Source organism: Streptomyces sp. NPDC004266, assembly GCF_042874095.1.
In the GTDB taxonomy this organism is placed as follows: Bacteria; Actinomycetota; Actinomycetes; order Streptomycetales; family Streptomycetaceae; genus Streptomyces.
Map to the genome: position 1 here is coordinate 191,404 of NZ_JBIAMM010000012.1, position 15,358 is coordinate 206,761.

The following is a 15,358-nucleotide window of genomic DNA, read 5'->3' on the forward strand; positions in this document are numbered from 1 at the left end:
GGACGAGTCAGGGCAGCAGCCCGAGGAGGACACGTGCAGCAGGACAAGCAGCCCGACTACCGCCCCGTGGTGTTCCGTGACCGCTCGGCGGGGTACGCGTTTCTGACCCGCTCCACCGCGACCAGCGACCGGACCATCGAGTGGGACGACGGCGAGACGTACCCCGTGATCGACGTCGAGATCTCCTCCGAGAGCCACCCGTTCTACACGGGCAAGGCGCGGACCGTGGACTCCGAGGGGCGGATCGCCCGGTTCGAGCGCCGCTACGGCGAGGAGAAATGAGGCTGCCGGAGACCGGTCCGTGAAACCGGCCAGGAGATGGCCGGTTCACCTTCCAGGATGAGGTCACGAAGACGGCGGGGCGCTCGCGCTCCGCCGCGGACTCCCGGGAGGGGACAGCTGTGATCGTGGTGACCGGAGCGACCGGAAACGTCGGGCGGCCGCTGGTGGAGATGCTGGCCGCGGCCGGCGAGGAGGTCACGGCGGTGAGCCGCCGTCCGGCCGGGGGGCTGCCCGCCGGTGTGACGCACCGGCAGGGCGACCTGGCCGATGTCGCCGGCCTCAAGGGGCTGTTCGAGGGTGCGGAGTCCGTGTACCTGCTCGTCGCGGGCCTCGGGGACGAGCTGCGGCCGCGCGAGATCGTGGCGGCGGCGGTGGCCTGCGGGGTGCGGCGGATCGTGTTCCAGTCCTCGCAGCTGGTGGGGACGCGGACCGATTCGGTGTCGCACGAGATCCTGCGCGCGTTCGAGGCGGCGGTACGGGAGTCGGGCGTCGAGTGGACGGTGCTGCGGCCCGGCGGCTTCGCGTCCAACGCCTTCCTCTGGGCCGGGCAGGTGCGCTCGGCGCGTACCGTCGCGGCTCCGTTCGCGGACGTGGCGCTGCCGGTGGTGGATCCGGCGGACGTCGCCGGGGTCGCGGCCGCCGCGCTGCGCGACCCGGCGCACGCCGGACGGACGTACGTCCTGACGGGGCCGGCCGCGGTCTCGCCGCGTGAGCAGGTGCGGGCGCTGGCCGAGGCGCTGGACGCGCCGGTGGAGTTCGTGGAGCAGAGCGCGGGCGAGGCCCGGTCGCAGCTGGTGCGGTTCCTGCCGGAGGCGGCCGTCGACGGGATGCTGTCGGTGATGGGCGAGCCCCGCGCGGACGAGCAGCGGGTGAGTCCCGATGTGGAGCGGGTGCTCGGGCGGGCGCCCCGGCCCTTCTCGGCGTGGGCGGTGCGGAACGCTCCGGCCTTCGCCTGAGGCACGGGGGCAGGAGCCACGGCGGGGCGGGGACACGCGTCCGATGGACCGCGTTCCCCGCCCCGGCCGGGTGGGCGAGCGAGGGCGCCGGGCCTTCCGCTCGGCCCGGAAGGCGATTCGGCTCCGGAGAGACGATTCCGTCCGGAAGGCGATTCGTCCCGGAGAGACGATTCGGCTCGGAGAGGCGGTCAGGCCTACTTCACGATGCCGGACTCGGCGATCTCGATCTTGGCCTTGGTGGTGCCGGAGGCGGAGCCGAGGGACTCGATCTTCTTGACCAGGTCCTGGCCCTCGACGACCTCGCCGAAGACGACGTGCTTGCCGTCGAGCCAGTCGGTGACGATCGTGGTGATGAAGAACTGCGAGCCGTTGGTGTTCTTGCCCGCGTTCGCCATCGAGAGCAGGAACGGGCGGTCGTGCTTCAGCTTGAAGTTCTCGTCGGCGAACTTCTCGCCGTAGATGCTCTTGCCGCCGGTGCCGTTGCCGTTGGTGAAGTCACCGCCCTGCAGCATGAAGCCCGGGATGACGCGGTGGAACGGGGAGCCGGCGTAGCCGAAGCCGTGCTGACCGGTCGCAAGCTCGCGGAAGTTCTTCGCCGTGTCGGGGACGACGTCGTCGAACAGCTTGAAGGTGATGCGGCCCGCGGACTCGCCGTTGATGTTGATCTCGAAGTAAACGTTCTCGTTGCTCATGGGGACATCCTGTCATTACTCACGCACGGCGCGCGCACGGGCCGCCCCCTCCCGGGTCACGGCGTGCCGGTGCCCCGCGTCCGTCGGGAACGCGGGGCACCGGTCGCCACCTGGTACGCGACGTCAGAGCAGCCCGCCGCCCTGCTGGTTCTGGAGGGCGCCCTCGGCGCCCTGGACGGTCTCGTGGAGGACGGTGGTGGTCTGGTCGTCCTGGAGGAGGCCCGTCGTGCCGGCGAGGGGGTTCTCGGTGGCGCTGGCCTGCGGCGGCGGGGTGACGATGGCGGTGACGACGCCTGCGGCAAGGGAGGCGATGGCGAGCATGCTGCGCTTCTTCATGGCCTGGTCAACTGCTGAGAGGCCGTCGGGTTACGGCCGGGCGGGCTCGGATCCGTCCGCGGACGTCACCGGCCGCCGCCCGCGGGCCCAGGCGAGCAGCAGCAGCGAGGCGACCGCGGCCAGCGCGCACCAGGTGGAGACGAACTCGGTGCGCCACAGGAGGGCGCAGACGACCGCTCCGAGGCCGGTGAGGAGTCCGAGGATCCGCAGGAGCCGGTCCCGGGCGAGGAGCAGCGCCCCGACGGTGGCGAGCAGGTACCCGGCGAGGACCAGTGGCGCGTGCGGCAGGTCGACGGCGTAGCCGAGGGTGTGGCCCCGGATCTCGGCCGAGACGGGGCGGACGGCGAGGCGGTGCGCGAGGACGGAGGCGGTCGCGAGGCCGGCGGCGAGCGGTACGAGCAGACGCGGCCGGTCGGCGGGGCGGGCCGCGGCGAGGACGCCGGAGGACACCCAGAGGGGCAGCAGGGGGAGAGCGATCACGGCCCAGGCGAGGGTGGCGGGCCCGGTTCCGCCGCCGGCGTGCCAGACGGCGGCCTCCACGACCTGGTGGGCGCCGAGGAGCAGGGGCAGGGCGGCGAGCGGCGCGTCCCCGGGACGGCGTACGGAGGCCAGGGAGGCGACGCCGACGGCGCCGATCCCGATGCCCGCCCAGAGGTCGGCGCCCGCACTCCAGCACATGGAGAATTTTTACCCTATATACGTCAAAACGGGTGGAACCGTATCGTTGTGGTGGTTGTCTCTCCCAGTGACACCACTGTCCCCGGAACAGCAGAAATTGGGGGACGTCATGCATCACCGCCACACCCTCGCGGCCGTCGCCGCGGGAATCCTGCTGACCGCCGGGATCGGCGCCACGATCCCGGCAGGCGCGGCCGGCACCCCGACCCCGAGCACCACGGCCCCGGCCACGGCCCTGGTCGTCAACGCCCGCTGGGGCGGCCACGCCGCCTTCGACCGGCTCGTGATCGACGTACGGGGCGTCATGCCCCCGGTCACCGTCCATCAGACCCGCTCGCTCCACTACGACGGATCGGGAGACAGGGTCCCGCTCGCGGGGAAGTACTTCCTGGAGATCAAGTTCTCCCCCGCGGCCGCCCACGACGACGCCGGCCGGTCCGTCTATCAGGGGCCCCGGCTGCTGAAGATCCATCTGCCCGCGCTCAAGGGGGTCGCGCTGACCGGCGACTTCGAGGGCGTGGTCGGCATCGGAGCCGCCTTCGACACCAAGCCCGAGTACAAGACCTTCCGGCTGCACTCGCCGGAGCGCTTCGTCGTCGACATCGCCCACCCGATGGTGGGCTGCCGGGCCTGAGCGCGCAGGGTGGGGCCCGTCCCGGTGGACGGGCCCCACGCTCACGTCCCGGCGGGTCCGCTCTCCACGTACACGGTCGACCCGCTCCTTCGCGCCCGGTCGATCACGGCGAGGCGGGCGAACTCGCGCGGGCTCATCTCCCGCTCCCACTCGTCCAGGGTCCGCAGGCGGTACTCGCTGTGTTCCTCGGGGTCGAGGACGACGGCGGCGATCTGTTCGTCCGTCAGCTCGCCCCCGTCGAAGATGAAGCCGATGTGGTTGGCCGGCCAGTCCTCGCCCCGGTCCGTGGCGAAGTGGGCGGCGAGGAGGCGCGGTTCGCCGGTGAAGACGATCCCGGTCTCCTCGTGGCACTCGCGCACCGCGGTCTCCCAGGGGGTCTCCCCCGGGTCCATGTTCCCGCCGGGCCACTGCCACGTCTCGGTCTGGTAGACCGCCCGGAGCTGGAGGGGGCGGCCTGCGGTGTCGGTGAAGTAGAGGCAGGCGTACGCCGTCGCTCTCGGCAGCGTGTCGACGTACTCGGCGGGCGGCAGCCAGGTGTTCGCCATGGGCGGCTCTCTCTCGACGGACCGGATGGGTCACCCCCATCCAAGCGGTCCGGGGCGGTCCGGCCGGCGCCTCGCGAGTGGATCACCGGATCGTGTGAGCACCGCCGGTCCGTCAGACGGCGGAGACCAGGCCCGCCTCGTACGCGATGATCACGAGCTGTACGCGGTCGCGGGCGTCCAGCTTGGCGAGCAGCCGGGTGACGTAGGTCTTCGCGGTGGCGATGCTGATGTGGAGCGCCTCGGCGATCTCGCCGTTGGAGAAGCCGCGTCCGACGAGGGTGAGGACCTCGCGCTCGCGGTCGGTGATCCCCTCGGCGCGGCGGCGCGGGGCGGGCGGGGTCCTGGGGCGTTCGGTGAACTCCTTGATGAGCCGCCGGGTGACGCTGGGCGCGATGAGGGCGTCGCCGGAGGCGACGACGCGGACGGCGGCGAGGATGTCGTCCAGGGCCATGTCCTTGACGAGGAATCCGGACGCGCCCGCGTGGAGCGCCGCGTACACGTGGTCGTCGTCGTCGAAGGTGGTGAGGACGACGACTCGGGCGTCGGTGGGGCCCTCGGTGATGGTCCGGGTGGCCTCGATGCCGTCCGTGCCGGGCATCCGCAGGTCCATGACGGCGACGTCGGCGCCGGTCTCCTCGACGAGCCGGACGGCCTCGGCGCCGTTCGCGGCCTCGCCGACGACGACGAGGTCCGTCGTGTCGGTGATGACCATCCGGAGCGCGGTGCGCACCAGGGGCTGGTCGTCGGCGAGGACGACGCGGACCGGCTGCCCGGCGGTGGTCTGGCTCATGGGGTGGTGACTCCTGTGGGCAGGGGGAGGCGGGCGGTGACGCGGAAGCCGCCGCCGGGGCGGGGTCCCGCGCCGAACTCTCCGTGCAGCACCGCGACGCGCTCCCGCATCCCGGTCAGGCCGTACCCGGAGCCGGGTCCGGGACTCACGCGCGCGTGGCCGGGGACGGGGCCGCGGTCCTCGACGGTGAGGGCGAGGGACGCGGGGTCGCGGTGGTCGACGGTGACCGTGCAGGAGTCGGCGCCCGAGTGCCGTACGACGTTGGTGACGGACTCCTGGACGATCCGGAACGCGGAGAGGTCGATGTCCGGGGGCAGCGGGCACGGGGCCCCGAGCCTGCGGACGGCGACCCGGACACCGGCGCTTCCGGTGAGTTCGGCGAGTCGGTCGAGCGCGGCGAGACCGGGCATCTCGGGGAGTCCCCGGACTTCGGCGGAGATCGCGGTACGGCCGGTGGCGGTCTCGGCACCGCCGGTCGCAGCCGCCGTACGGCCGGCGGCGGTAGCCGTGGGTTCGTCGGCGGTCGCCGTGCTGCCCGGGGCGGTCGTCGTACGGCCGGGGGCGGTCGTCCGCGTGGTGGCGGTCGTCGCGGGGCCGGTGGCGGCCGGGGGCGCCCCGGGGTGTGCCTCCGCCTCCCCCTCCCCCTCCGTGTCCGCCGTGCGCAGGGCGCCGAGCATCCGGCGCAGGCCGGCGAGGGTCTCGCGGCTCGCCGTCTCGATCTCGGTGAGGGCCTGCCGGGCGGCTTCGGGCTGGGTCGCGATGACCCGGCGTGCGGCCCCGGCCTGGAGGGCGACGATCCCCAGGCTGTGGGCGACCGTGTCGTGCATCTCGCGGGCGATCCGGAGGCGTTCGGCGGTGACGGCCTGTTCGGCGGCCTGGGTACGGCTCCGTTCCGCGTACTCCCTGGCCTGCCCCTCCGAGCGGCCGAGGAGCCAGGCCACGAGGGCGGTCAGGGCGACCGCGAGGGTGCTCGTGGTGCCGGCGCTCCAGCCGGCGAGCAGGCGAACGGCCACGTAGACGACGAGCAGTCCGAGGGCGAGCAGGAGCGCCCGCCAGGCCTCGGGGCGGGGGCGGGCGGCGGCGATGGCGTAGAGCGCGACGTCGACCGCGAGGTACTGGGCGAAGGGGATGGCGGTGACGCCGAGGGGGGTGGAGGCGATGACCGGGGCGACGAGGAGGTGGTTGAGGGCGGCGGTCGGACGCCGGGCGAGCAGGATGCTTCCGCGCAGGGTGAGGAGGGTGGAGACGGCCAGCATGGCGAGGCCGTCCCAGCGCAGGATGACGAAGCCGGGCAGGACGTCGGGCCCCTCCTGGCCGGGCACGGGCATCCGGAGGAGGGCGGTGAAGACGATGCCCGCGCCCCAGGCGACGGCGGCCCACCCGCCGGGTGCGACCCTCTTGTGGAACGGTGCTGACGGGGTGGCGGACATGCGGTGATCGTAGACGGCGGTCCCCGGCGCGGGCATCGGACCGGGGGTGTACGACCTGGGGTGACACGGCCCGCCGCGGATTGTCCGCACCGGTCCGATGCCCCGCGCGGGGTCCGGACGGCACGGTGGTGCCCATGATCGAAGTCAGGGAACTCACCAAGCGCTACGGCGCCACGACCGCCGTCGACGCGCTCACCTTCACGGTCCGGCCGGGCCGGGTCACCGGATTCCTCGGCCCGAACGGATCGGGCAAGAGCACCACCTTGCGGATGGTCCTGGGCCTGCACACGCCGACGAGCGGCTCGGTGACGGTCGACGGCCGGCCGTTCAGGGACCGGCCGCGCGGCCTGCGGCACGTCGGCGCGCTCCTCGACGCCGGGGACGTGCACGGCGGCCGCACCGCGCGGGCGCATCTGGGGGTCCTGGCGCGCAGCAACCGCATCCCGCCCTCCCGGGTCGACGAAGTCCTGGAGGAGGTCGGGTTGGCGGGGGCGGCCACGCGCCGGATCGGCGGGTACTCGCTGGGCATGCGGCAGCGGCTCGGCATCGCCGGGGCACTGCTCGGCGACCCGCCGGTGCTGCTGTTCGACGAGCCGCTGAACGGCCTGGACCCGGAGGGCGTGAAGTGGGTGCGGGGGCTGTTCCGGCGCCTGGCGGCGGAGGGCCGCACGGTCTTCGTGTCGAGTCATCTGATGACGGAGATGGAGCACACGGCGGACGAGTTGGTGGTCATCGGCCGGGGCTCGCTGATCGCGGCGGAGAGCCTGGCGGAGTTCGCCGCGCGGGGCAGGCGCCTGAGCGTGACGGTCGGCACGCCGGACCGGGCGCGCCTGACGGCGCTGATGCTCGGGGAGGGCGCGGAGGTCGAGGAGGAGGCCGGTCTGCTGACGGTGACCGGGCTCTCGGCGGCCCGCGTCGGCCGGCTGGCCCTTGAGCACCGGGTGCTGCTCGACCAGCTCACCACCCGTACGGCCTCGTTGGAGGAGGCCTTCATGGAACTGACCGCCGACAGCGTCGAGTACCTGGCAGGAGACGCCCGATGACGACCCTCGATGTTCCCGTGGCCCCCGTGGTGGAGCCCCGTGCCCGTTTCCGTGACCTGGTGGGGTCGGAGTGGCTGAAGCTGTGGTCGCTGCGCTCGACGGGCTGGTCGCTGCTGCTCGGCGCGCTCGTCGTGGTGGCCTTCAACTTCGGCACGGCCTGGGACCACTACCGCTACTGGCTCCAGTACGACGAGGCGAGCCGGGCCGAGTTCGTGGCGAACGACATGGCGCTGTGGGACGCCTTCACGTACAACGCGGCGCTGGTCCTGGTCCTCGCCTCGGCCGCCATGGGGGCGGTCGCGGTGGTCGGCGAGTACGGGAGCGGACTGATCCGTACGACGTTCACGGCGGTGCCGGCGCGGGGTGCGCTCATGGCCGCGAAGGTACTGGTCGTGGCGGTGGTGCAGACCGCGTTCGGAGCGGTGGTCGCCCTCGGTTCGTTCTGGTCGACGCAGGCGATGCTGTCGGCCCGGGACATCGGGCTGCCGATCACCCACCCGGGAGCGGGGCGCATCGTGATGGCCTCGGCCCTGCTCGCCCCGGTGTGCGCGGTGGCGGGGATGGCGATCGGCGCGCTGCTGCGGAAGGCCGCGGTCTCGATCGTCGGCGCGGTGGTCCTGCTCCTGCTGCTGCCCGCGGTGCTTTCGGAGCGGCGTCACCTGACGGCGGTGCTCGCGCACGCGACGCCGCTGCACGCCTGGCAGCGGCTGGGGGACGCGGGACCGCCCGCCGGGGAGTCGTTCCCGTGGTCGGCGGGCGGCGCGTGGCTGGTGTTCGCGCTGTGGGCGCTGGGCGGGGCGGTGGTGACGGTCCTCGCGGTGCGGGGCCGGGACCAGTAGGGGTCACCGGGGACGCCGCAGTCGGCGGAGGACGAGGTGTTCGTGGACGAGGCGCCCGACGAGGGCGCCTCCGTACACGACGAAGCCGACGCCGACGAGCCAGGACTGGAGGACGAGGACGGTGCCGAACTGGCCGTACGTCACGGCGTTCGAGGCGATCAGCGGGGAGAAGACGAGCTGCGAGAAGATCCGCAGCCCGAGCAGTCCGAGGGCGGTGAGCACGGCGCCGGGGGCGAGGGCGCGCCAGCGGATGCGGCCGCAGAGCAGGAAGCGCTGGGACCACCAGAAGAAGACGAAGGTGCCGAGGACGTCGCCGAGGGCGACGAGGGTGGTGACACCCGCCGACGCGTTCTCGGGTGCGGGGAAGGCGACGAAGAGCAGCAGGGACGCGATGAGGACGGCGAGCCAGACGACGTGCCGCCACATGGTGTGCCAGCGGGCGGTGGGGAGGTCCCAGACCCGCTCGTATCCGGTCTGTACGGCGGATCCGAAGGTGACGCCGAAGGCGGCGAGGGCGCCGAGGCCGAAGGCGGTGGTGCGTTGCAGGGCCTGCCCCGGCTGGCCGAAGAGCCGCTCGACCTCCTCCTGGGAGACCTCGGAGACGCCGAGGCCCTGGACGAGCCAGCGGGCGAAGCCGTGGCCGCTGGCGAGGTCGGCCGCGGCGATGACGATGAGCAGGGGGACGAGGGTGAGCAGGCTGAGCGCCGCGAAGCCCATGGCGCGGTGCATGAGTTCCATGGCCCGGCCGCGGCTCCAGGCGAGGCCGACCGAGGAGGCGAGCACGCGCGCGTGGACCCGTGCGAACCAGTGGCCGTGTTCGGCGGGGGCACCGCCGCGCGGCGGACCGGGTGTGGAGGGCATGCCTGGTGAGGTACCCGGCGGGGCGCGGGGACATCTCAGGGGTGGGGCCGAACGGGTGGGCGGCCCCCGGCTCGGGTCACCGGGCCGGGAGCGGGCGGACGGTCACCGGGTCGGGAGCGGGCGAGCGGTCACCGGGCCCGGAACGGGCGGGCGCCGGGGCCTGGGCGGACGGTGACGTCGCGGGCGGTGAGGACGGCCCGTTCCTCGCCCTCGCACTGGACGACGACGCGTACGGGGGCGCCGCAGTCGGTGTGCCGGATGTCGAGGACCGGGCCCTCGGGCTCGGCGGCGTGGGTGTCGCCCCACTGTTTGAGGGCGAGGAGCACGGGCCAGAGGTCGACGCCCTTGCGGGTGAGCCGGTACTCGTTGCGGGTGCGGGCGCCGGGTTCGCGGTAGGGCTCGCTGCGCAGGACCCCGGCGGCGACGAGCTTGCGGAGGCGGTCGGCGAGGACGGCTTCCGAGAGGCCGAGGTGGTGGCGGAACTCGTCGTACCTGCGGACGCCGTTGAAGGCCTCGCGCAGGATGAGCAGGCTCCATTTCTCGCCCACGACGTCCAGGGCACGGCGGACCGGGCAGTTCTCCGTATCCGTCTCCAGCCAGTTCATCCGCCCACTGTAGCCACCTGGCTCTGTCGTTGACAGTCAGCCGACACGGAGGCTAGCTTCGCCATACAGAGCCAGATGGTCAGCGGAGTGGAGTGGTGATGGGGCGGTCACGCACGGTCGAGTGGGAGGACGCCGGGGCCACCGCGCGCGCCGCGATGTCGATGGCGGGCATCGACTTCCTGCGGGAGATGGTGGCGGGCCGGCTGCCCGCGCCGCCGATCGCCGCCCTGCTCGGCTTCTCCCTGGAGGAGGTCGAGCCGGGACGCGCGGTGTTCGCGCTCGAACCCGGCGAGGAGCACTACAACCCGATCGGAAGCGTGCACGGCGGGGTCTACGCGACCCTGCTCGACTCGGCCGCCGGCTGCGCGGTGCACAGCACGCTCCCGCAGGGCACGGCGTACACCTCGCTCGACCTGTCGACCCGCTTCCTCCGCCCGATCACGATGGACACGGGCAAGGTCCGGGCCGTCGGCACCGTGCTGTCGCGGGGGCGCCGCACGGCACTGGCGGAGGCGGGCCTGTACGACGCGGAGGACCGGCTCCTCGCGCACGCGACGAGCACGTGCATGCTCTTCCCGGTCCCCTCGTAGCCCTCCGGCGCCCTCGGGGTCAGCGAGTGCCGGGAACCGGCAGGGTGCGGGTGCAGCCGTCCGGGGCGACGTCGGGGACGCCGTTGGCCTGGAGGGCGGCGCTCACCAGGGTGGCCAGCAGGTCGATGTCCGAGCCCATGTCCAGACGGACCGTCACCCAGCCCGACCCGGCCCGCAACCGGACCGCGCTCGACCCGAGGAGGGCCGGGCGCAGCTTCGCGACCATGGCGCGCGTGAGGTGGACGTCCGCCTCGTGTTCACCGTGGAAGTGGACGATCTCCTGCGTCCCGGTGCCCAGTCCGAGCTCGGCGCCGCAATGGGCGCGGCCGGGGGTCAGCGAGGGCCAGCTCATCAGACGTTCACTGGCATGCCTGGCCGTGTTCATACGAGGAGCGTGCCGGGCCGCGGGTCCGTGCACAAGCGTCCTACCGCAACAATCCCGCCGCGGCGTGAAACAGGTCGTCGGAGGGGGTGGTGTGACCGTGCGTCACGGCTGCGCGTGGGGATGGGGTGACTCTGTGTCATGCTGTGGGGCGGGAGCGGACCCTGGCGGCGAGGACGGCCACGTCGTCCTCCGCGTGATGCGCGTCGAGGCGGTGGAGCACCTCTTCGACGACCTGCTCGGGGCCGGAGCCCGCGGGGAGCCGGAGGGCGGCGAGACGGGCGAGCGACAGGTCGATGTCCTCCCCGCGCCGCTCGACGAGGCCGTCGGTGAAGATCAGCAGGGTCTCGCCGGGGGCGAGCGGGCGCGTGGTGGGTTCGTAGCCTCCGAGGCCGGTGCCCAGCGGCGGCCCCACCGGGAGGTCGACGAGCTCGGCGGAGCCGTCCGGGCCGAACACGGCGGGCGGCAGGTGCCCGGCACTGGCGAAGGTCGCGGTGCCACGGGTCGGGTCCACCCGGACGAGCAGGCAGGTGGCGGGGCGGCGGGCGTCGTCCTGGGCGACCACCGAGTCGAGGTGGCGCAGCACCCGGTGCGGGGGCAGATCGGTCGCCGCGACCTCGCGGAGCGCCGTGCGGTAGGCGTTCATGTCGACGGCCGCGTCGAGCCCGTGGCCCATCACGTCGCCGACGACGAGAAGGCTGCGGCCGAAGTGGAGGCGCACGGTCTCGAACCAGTCGCCGCCCACGAGGGCGCGGGGACCCGCCGGGAGGTAGCCGCCCGCGATCTCCAGGTTGGGGTGCGGTCGGCCGGGTTCGGCGACGAGGGCGCGCTGGAGGTGGAGCGCGGTGTCCTCCGTGGCGGCGAGGCGGCGGGCGTGACCGATGTGCCGGGCGGCCAGCCGGGCCGCCTGCCCGAGGAGCGCGACCTCGTCGACGGAGAGACCGGGCCCGTGGCGCGTGACGGTCACGGTCCCCCAGGGGGCCTCGTCGTGAACGGCGAGGGGGACGGCGACGCTGGGGGCGTCCGGGGGCACGACGGAGACCCGGGCCGCGCCGGAGCCCGCGCGGGAAGCCCCGGAGACCGCCGGGCCCGCGGCGGAGGCTCCGGGGGGCGGCGGGGCGGTGGATGCCGCGCGGCGGGGCGGGGTTCCCGGTTCGTCGAGGAGGTCGACCGTGACGGCGCCGTGGAGGTGGCGGGCGAGGAAGGCCGCGAGTTCACGGCAGGTGGCCGTCTCGTCGAGCGTCGTGCCGATCTCGCCGATCGCCTGCTCCAGGGCCCGTGCCCTGGTCAGAAGGGCCTCGTCCCGTTCCGTCACGACACCTCCACCGCCGTGCGGGCCGCCGGGTCGCGCACCCGGTCCCCCCATTGCACCACCGTCCGACCGCCCCACGCTCGGCACGGAGCTCGTGCGGGACGGTTGTGCGGTGGTGCCCGATCTGATCGAGTACAGCTGAGGCTACTGGCCAGTAAGAGATTCCGCTTCCCCGGGGGGACAGCCATGACGACCGGATTCTTCACCTCCGTCGACGACGTCGCCGAACGGCTCGCCACGACCGGCTACCTGGCGTCGCCGGCCGTCGCCACCACCGTCTTCCTCGCCGACCGGCTGGGCAAGCCGCTGCTCGTCGAGGGCCCGGCCGGCGTCGGCAAGACGCAGCTCGCCAAGGCCGTCGCCGAGGTCGCCGGGGCACGCCTGGTCCGGCTGCAGTGCTACGAGGGCGTGGACGAGTCCCGCGCCCTGTACGAGTGGAACCACGCCAAGCAGCTGCTGCGCATCACGGCCGGGCGGGGCGAGTCCTGGGACGAGACACGGACGGACATCTTCGGCGAGGAGTTCCTGCTCCCCCGGCCGCTGCTCACCGCGATCCGCTCCGAGGAGCCGACGGTGCTGCTCATCGACGAGACCGACAAGGCCGACGTCGAGGTGGAGGGGCTGCTCCTCGAAGTGCTCGGGGACTTCCAGATCACCGTGCCCGAGCTCGGCACGATCACGGCGACGCGGCGGCCTTTCACCGTGCTCACCTCGAACGCCGGCCGCGAGCTGTCCGAGGCGCTGCGCCGCCGCTGCCTCTTCCTGCACATCGGCTTCCCCGAGGAGGAGCTGGAGCGCAGGATCCTGACTCTCAAGGTCCCCGGCCTCGACGCCGAACTCGCCGCGTCCGTCGTACGGGTGGTGGGGGCGCTGCGGGCGATGGACCTGCGGAAGGTGCCCTCCGTGTCGGAGACGATCGACTGGGCCCGCACGCTGCTCGCGCTCGGCGCGGACCGGCTGGACGAACGGGTCGTGCGGGAGACCCTCGGCGTGCTCCTCAAGCACCAGGAGGACATCGTGAAGGCGGCGGCCAAGCTCGACCTGGACACGGTGTGAGCCCGGCGGACGCCGGTACGGCGGACCCGGCCGGCCCCGTCGCCCCCGCCGGGGTCGCGGCGCGGCTCACCGGGCTCGTCTCGGCGCTGCGCGCGCACGGGTTCGGGATCGGCACCGGGGAGACCGTGGACGCCGGGCTGGCCCTCGAAGCCGTCGGCTTCGCCGAACGGGAGCGGGTGCGGGAGGCGCTGGCGGCGACGCTGCTCCACGGAGAGGGCCGGCGGAGGGTGTTCGACCAGGTCTTCGACCTGTACTTCCCGCTCGGCACCGCTCCCGGCCCGGCCGAGGCGTACGGGAACACGTCCGCGGACCTCGCCGCGCTGCGGGAGCGGCTCGCCGAGGCCCTCACCGCCGGAGACGGCGCCGCGCTCGACCGGCTGGCCGCCGAGGCGGTGGGCGGGTTCGGCGGCTACGGCTCCGGTCCGGAGTCGGACGGCTGGTCCTCGTACCAGACGCTCTCCCGCCTGCGCCCCGAAACGCTGCTCGCCCGGGTGCGCGAGCGGCTGCGCGCGACGGCCGCGGCCGATGACCCTGAGTTCACCGAGCGGCTGCTCGACGACGAGATCCGGCGGCGCATCGAGGCCTTCCGGGAGCGCGTGCGGACCGAGGCCCGGCGGCGCGTCGCCGAGGGGCAGGGCCGTGACCGGGTCGCGCGGCGGGCGGTCGCGGGGACGGCGGACGGCGTGGACTTCCTGCTGGCCGGACGGGCGCAGCTGGACGAGCTGCGGCGTACGGTACGGCCGCTGGCGCGGAAGCTGGCCACCCGGCTCGCGGCGCGGCGGCGCCGGGCGGCGCGCGGGGAGATCGATCTGCGGCGGACCCTGCGCGGCTCGCTGTCGACCGGGGGCGTGCCGGTGCGCCCGGTCCTGCGACGGCGCCGCCCCCGGCGCCCCGAACTGGTCCTGCTGTGCGACGTGTCGGGCTCGGTGGCCGGTTTCGCGCAGTTCACGATGCTGCTGGTGCAAGCCCTGCACGACCAGTTCAGCCGCGTGCGGGTCTTCGCCTTCGTCAACCGGGCGGACGAGGTGACCGGGCTGATCGCGCGGGGTTCGGCCGACCCGGCGGGGCTCGGCGACCGCATCCTCGCGGAGGCGGAGCTCACGGGGTGGCACGGGCAGAGCGACTACGGGACGGCGCTCGGGGAGTTCGCCGAGCGGTACGCGGAGGCGGTCGGCCCGCGCACGGTCGTCTTCGTCCTCGGTGACGCCCGCACCAACGGGGCCGATCCGAACCTGGCGGCTCTGCGTCTCGTCGCGGACCGCGCGCGCCGGGTCCACTGGCTCAACCCCGAGCAGCCCTCGCTCTGGGGCACGGGCGACTCGGTGGCCCCGGCCTACGCCGAGCTGGTGGAGATGCGCCCGTGCCGCAACGCCCGCCAGCTGGGGGAGCTGATCGGCCGGCTGCTCCCGGTGTGACGACGGGGCCCACGCCGTGGACCGGCCTGCCACCCCGCCCGCGCCGTGGCACGATCGCTCCCTGGCGGACGGATCCGACCGGCCCGAGAAGGGCCTCCCCCGTGGAACCGGCGCGCCCGCGACCCGCGCGCTCGGCGCGGCCGGGTACACCCGGCTCGCGCGGCTCGCCGGCATGCCCGCCGCCGAGCCGGCCCCGCTGCGCGGCGTGGGCCGAAGGCCCTGCGCGTGCTGGGCGAGGAGCTCGCGGAGCAGGGTCTTTCCCCGGGCCGAGGGCCGCCCGGTTGTACGGCGGGCGGCCCCTCGAACTAGCGTGGCCCCCATGGAACTCTTGGGAGAGATCACGGCCGACCGCCCCCTGCTCGTCCTCGCCGTCAAGGAGGAGGCGCAGTTCCTCGACACGGAGCTGCCCGTCCTGCTCACCGGCATGGGCAAGGTGAACGCGGCGACCGCGCTCGCCACCGTCCTCGGCCGGGGCCCGCGGCCGTCCGGGATCGTGAACCTGGGGACGGCCGGGGCCCTGCGGCCGGGCTGGACCGGGACGCACGTCGTCGGCACGGTGGTGCAGCACGACCTCGACGGCGAGCTGCTCGCCACGCTGACCGGCGAGACGTACGGCGCTCCGCTGGCGCTGCCGGACGGCGGTGACGTGGTCCTGGCCACCGGCGACACGTTCGTCTCGGACGAGGCGGCGCGCGCCCGGCTCGCCGAGCGGGCGCCGCTGGTCGACATGGAGGGGTACGCCCTCGCCGCGGCGGCGGAGCTCGCCGGGGTGCCGCTGCGCATCGTGAAGCACGTCAGCGACGAGGCCGGCGAGGGTGCCGCGCGCACCTGGCGGGAATCGGTCGCCGAGTGCGCGCGGGCGCTGGCCGACTGGGCGGAGGCGAACACCCCGTACCGCTCCTGACCCCCGCC

At 74.1% G+C, this 15,358-nt stretch carries 19 protein-coding genes; 9 read left to right on the forward strand and 10 right to left on the reverse strand.

Annotated elements, in window-relative coordinates:
• Positions 1-33: 33 nt before the first annotated feature.
• The gene (locus tag ACFYUZ_RS27280) at positions 34-282 is read left to right on the forward strand and encodes a type B 50S ribosomal protein L31 (RefSeq protein WP_030690121.1); all 249 of its coding nucleotides are present in this window, start codon (positions 34-36) and stop codon (positions 280-282) included.
• Between the two features lie 119 nt (positions 283-401).
• Positions 402-1,238 carry an SDR family oxidoreductase gene (locus ACFYUZ_RS27285; protein ID WP_389313500.1) on the forward strand — a complete coding sequence of 279 codons (837 nt, stop codon included), beginning with the start codon at positions 402-404 and terminating at the stop codon, positions 1,236-1,238.
• Positions 1,239-1,432: 194 nt separating this feature from the next.
• Here the strand turns inward: ACFYUZ_RS27285 and ACFYUZ_RS27290 are convergent, their stop codons facing one another.
• From ACFYUZ_RS27290 to ACFYUZ_RS27300, 3 genes are all read right to left on the reverse strand, one after another.
• Positions 1,433-1,930: a peptidylprolyl isomerase gene (locus ACFYUZ_RS27290; protein ID WP_389313501.1), complete on the reverse strand. Its 498-nt coding sequence runs from the start codon at positions 1,928-1,930 to the stop codon at positions 1,433-1,435.
• A gap of 123 nt (positions 1,931-2,053) precedes the next feature.
• A complete protein-coding gene (locus ACFYUZ_RS27295) occupies positions 2,054-2,266 on the reverse strand; it encodes a hypothetical protein (RefSeq protein WP_389313502.1) in 213 nt (70 codons plus the stop codon).
• Between the two features lie 30 nt (positions 2,267-2,296).
• On the reverse strand, positions 2,297-2,944 hold the full coding sequence (locus tag ACFYUZ_RS27300) for a DUF6629 family protein (protein WP_389313504.1): 648 nt from the start codon (positions 2,942-2,944) through the stop codon (positions 2,297-2,299).
• Between the two features lie 109 nt (positions 2,945-3,053).
• Between ACFYUZ_RS27300 and ACFYUZ_RS27305 the strand changes: the two genes are divergently transcribed.
• Complete coding sequence (locus tag ACFYUZ_RS27305; protein WP_389313506.1) at positions 3,054-3,578, forward strand: hypothetical protein; 525 nt, start codon at positions 3,054-3,056, stop codon at positions 3,576-3,578.
• A gap of 41 nt (positions 3,579-3,619) precedes the next feature.
• Here the strand turns inward: ACFYUZ_RS27305 and ACFYUZ_RS27310 are convergent, their stop codons facing one another.
• The 3 genes from ACFYUZ_RS27310 to ACFYUZ_RS27320 all read right to left on the reverse strand — a co-directional run bounded on the left by ACFYUZ_RS27310 (position 3,620) and on the right by ACFYUZ_RS27320 (position 6,343).
• Positions 3,620-4,123 carry an NUDIX domain-containing protein gene (locus ACFYUZ_RS27310; RefSeq protein WP_389313508.1) on the reverse strand — a complete coding sequence of 168 codons (504 nt, stop codon included), beginning with the start codon at positions 4,121-4,123 and terminating at the stop codon, positions 3,620-3,622.
• Between the two features lie 112 nt (positions 4,124-4,235).
• A complete protein-coding gene (locus ACFYUZ_RS27315; RefSeq protein WP_389313510.1) occupies positions 4,236-4,913 on the reverse strand; it encodes a response regulator in 678 nt (225 codons plus the stop codon).
• The gene (locus ACFYUZ_RS27320) at positions 4,910-6,343 is read right to left on the reverse strand and encodes a sensor histidine kinase (RefSeq protein ID WP_389313512.1); all 1,434 of its coding nucleotides are present in this window, start codon (positions 6,341-6,343) and stop codon (positions 4,910-4,912) included. Before ACFYUZ_RS27320 ends, ACFYUZ_RS27315 begins: the two co-directional genes overlap by 4 nt.
• 134 nt (positions 6,344-6,477) lie before the next feature.
• Between ACFYUZ_RS27320 and ACFYUZ_RS27325 the strand changes: the two genes are divergently transcribed.
• Both ACFYUZ_RS27325 and ACFYUZ_RS27330 read left to right on the forward strand, forming a co-directional pair.
• The gene (locus tag ACFYUZ_RS27325; protein ID WP_389313514.1) at positions 6,478-7,386 is read left to right on the forward strand and encodes an ABC transporter ATP-binding protein; all 909 of its coding nucleotides are present in this window, start codon (positions 6,478-6,480) and stop codon (positions 7,384-7,386) included.
• Positions 7,383-8,225, forward strand: a complete 843-nt coding sequence (locus ACFYUZ_RS27330; protein ID WP_389313516.1) for an ABC transporter permease — start codon at positions 7,383-7,385, stop codon at positions 8,223-8,225. The genes ACFYUZ_RS27325 and ACFYUZ_RS27330 overlap by 4 nt, the downstream gene beginning before the upstream one ends.
• Before the next feature lie 3 nt (positions 8,226-8,228).
• Here the strand turns inward: ACFYUZ_RS27330 and ACFYUZ_RS27335 are convergent, their stop codons facing one another.
• Both ACFYUZ_RS27335 and ACFYUZ_RS27340 read right to left on the reverse strand, forming a co-directional pair.
• Positions 8,229-9,086: a YhjD/YihY/BrkB family envelope integrity protein gene (locus ACFYUZ_RS27335; RefSeq protein WP_389313518.1), complete on the reverse strand. Its 858-nt coding sequence runs from the start codon at positions 9,084-9,086 to the stop codon at positions 8,229-8,231.
• Between the two features lie 128 nt (positions 9,087-9,214).
• Positions 9,215-9,691, reverse strand: coding sequence for a winged helix-turn-helix transcriptional regulator (locus ACFYUZ_RS27340; protein ID WP_389313519.1), 477 nt, complete (start codon positions 9,689-9,691; stop codon positions 9,215-9,217).
• A gap of 98 nt (positions 9,692-9,789) precedes the next feature.
• On the opposite strand from ACFYUZ_RS27340, the gene ACFYUZ_RS27345 reads away from it, so the two are divergent.
• Positions 9,790-10,281 carry a PaaI family thioesterase gene (locus ACFYUZ_RS27345; protein WP_389313521.1) on the forward strand — a complete coding sequence of 164 codons (492 nt, stop codon included), beginning with the start codon at positions 9,790-9,792 and terminating at the stop codon, positions 10,279-10,281.
• Between the two features lie 19 nt (positions 10,282-10,300).
• On the opposite strand, the gene ACFYUZ_RS27350 is transcribed toward ACFYUZ_RS27345, so the two are convergent.
• Both ACFYUZ_RS27350 and ACFYUZ_RS27355 read right to left on the reverse strand, forming a co-directional pair.
• The gene (locus ACFYUZ_RS27350; RefSeq protein WP_389313523.1) at positions 10,301-10,666 is read right to left on the reverse strand and encodes a luciferase family protein; all 366 of its coding nucleotides are present in this window, start codon (positions 10,664-10,666) and stop codon (positions 10,301-10,303) included.
• Positions 10,667-10,802: 136 nt separating this feature from the next.
• On the reverse strand, positions 10,803-11,978 hold the full coding sequence (locus ACFYUZ_RS27355) for a PP2C family protein-serine/threonine phosphatase (RefSeq protein WP_389313524.1): 1,176 nt from the start codon (positions 11,976-11,978) through the stop codon (positions 10,803-10,805).
• 183 nt (positions 11,979-12,161) lie between these two features.
• On the opposite strand from ACFYUZ_RS27355, the gene ACFYUZ_RS27360 reads away from it, so the two are divergent.
• From ACFYUZ_RS27360 to ACFYUZ_RS27370, 3 genes are all read left to right on the forward strand, one after another.
• Complete coding sequence (locus tag ACFYUZ_RS27360; protein ID WP_389313526.1) at positions 12,162-13,031, forward strand: AAA family ATPase; 870 nt, start codon at positions 12,162-12,164, stop codon at positions 13,029-13,031.
• Complete coding sequence (locus tag ACFYUZ_RS27365) at positions 13,028-14,446, forward strand: VWA domain-containing protein (protein WP_389313528.1); 1,419 nt, start codon at positions 13,028-13,030, stop codon at positions 14,444-14,446. Before ACFYUZ_RS27360 ends, ACFYUZ_RS27365 begins: the two co-directional genes overlap by 4 nt.
• A gap of 319 nt (positions 14,447-14,765) precedes the next feature.
• Positions 14,766-15,350 carry a nucleosidase gene (locus tag ACFYUZ_RS27370; RefSeq protein WP_389313530.1) on the forward strand — a complete coding sequence of 195 codons (585 nt, stop codon included), beginning with the start codon at positions 14,766-14,768 and terminating at the stop codon, positions 15,348-15,350.
• Positions 15,351-15,358: the final 8 nt, after the last annotated feature.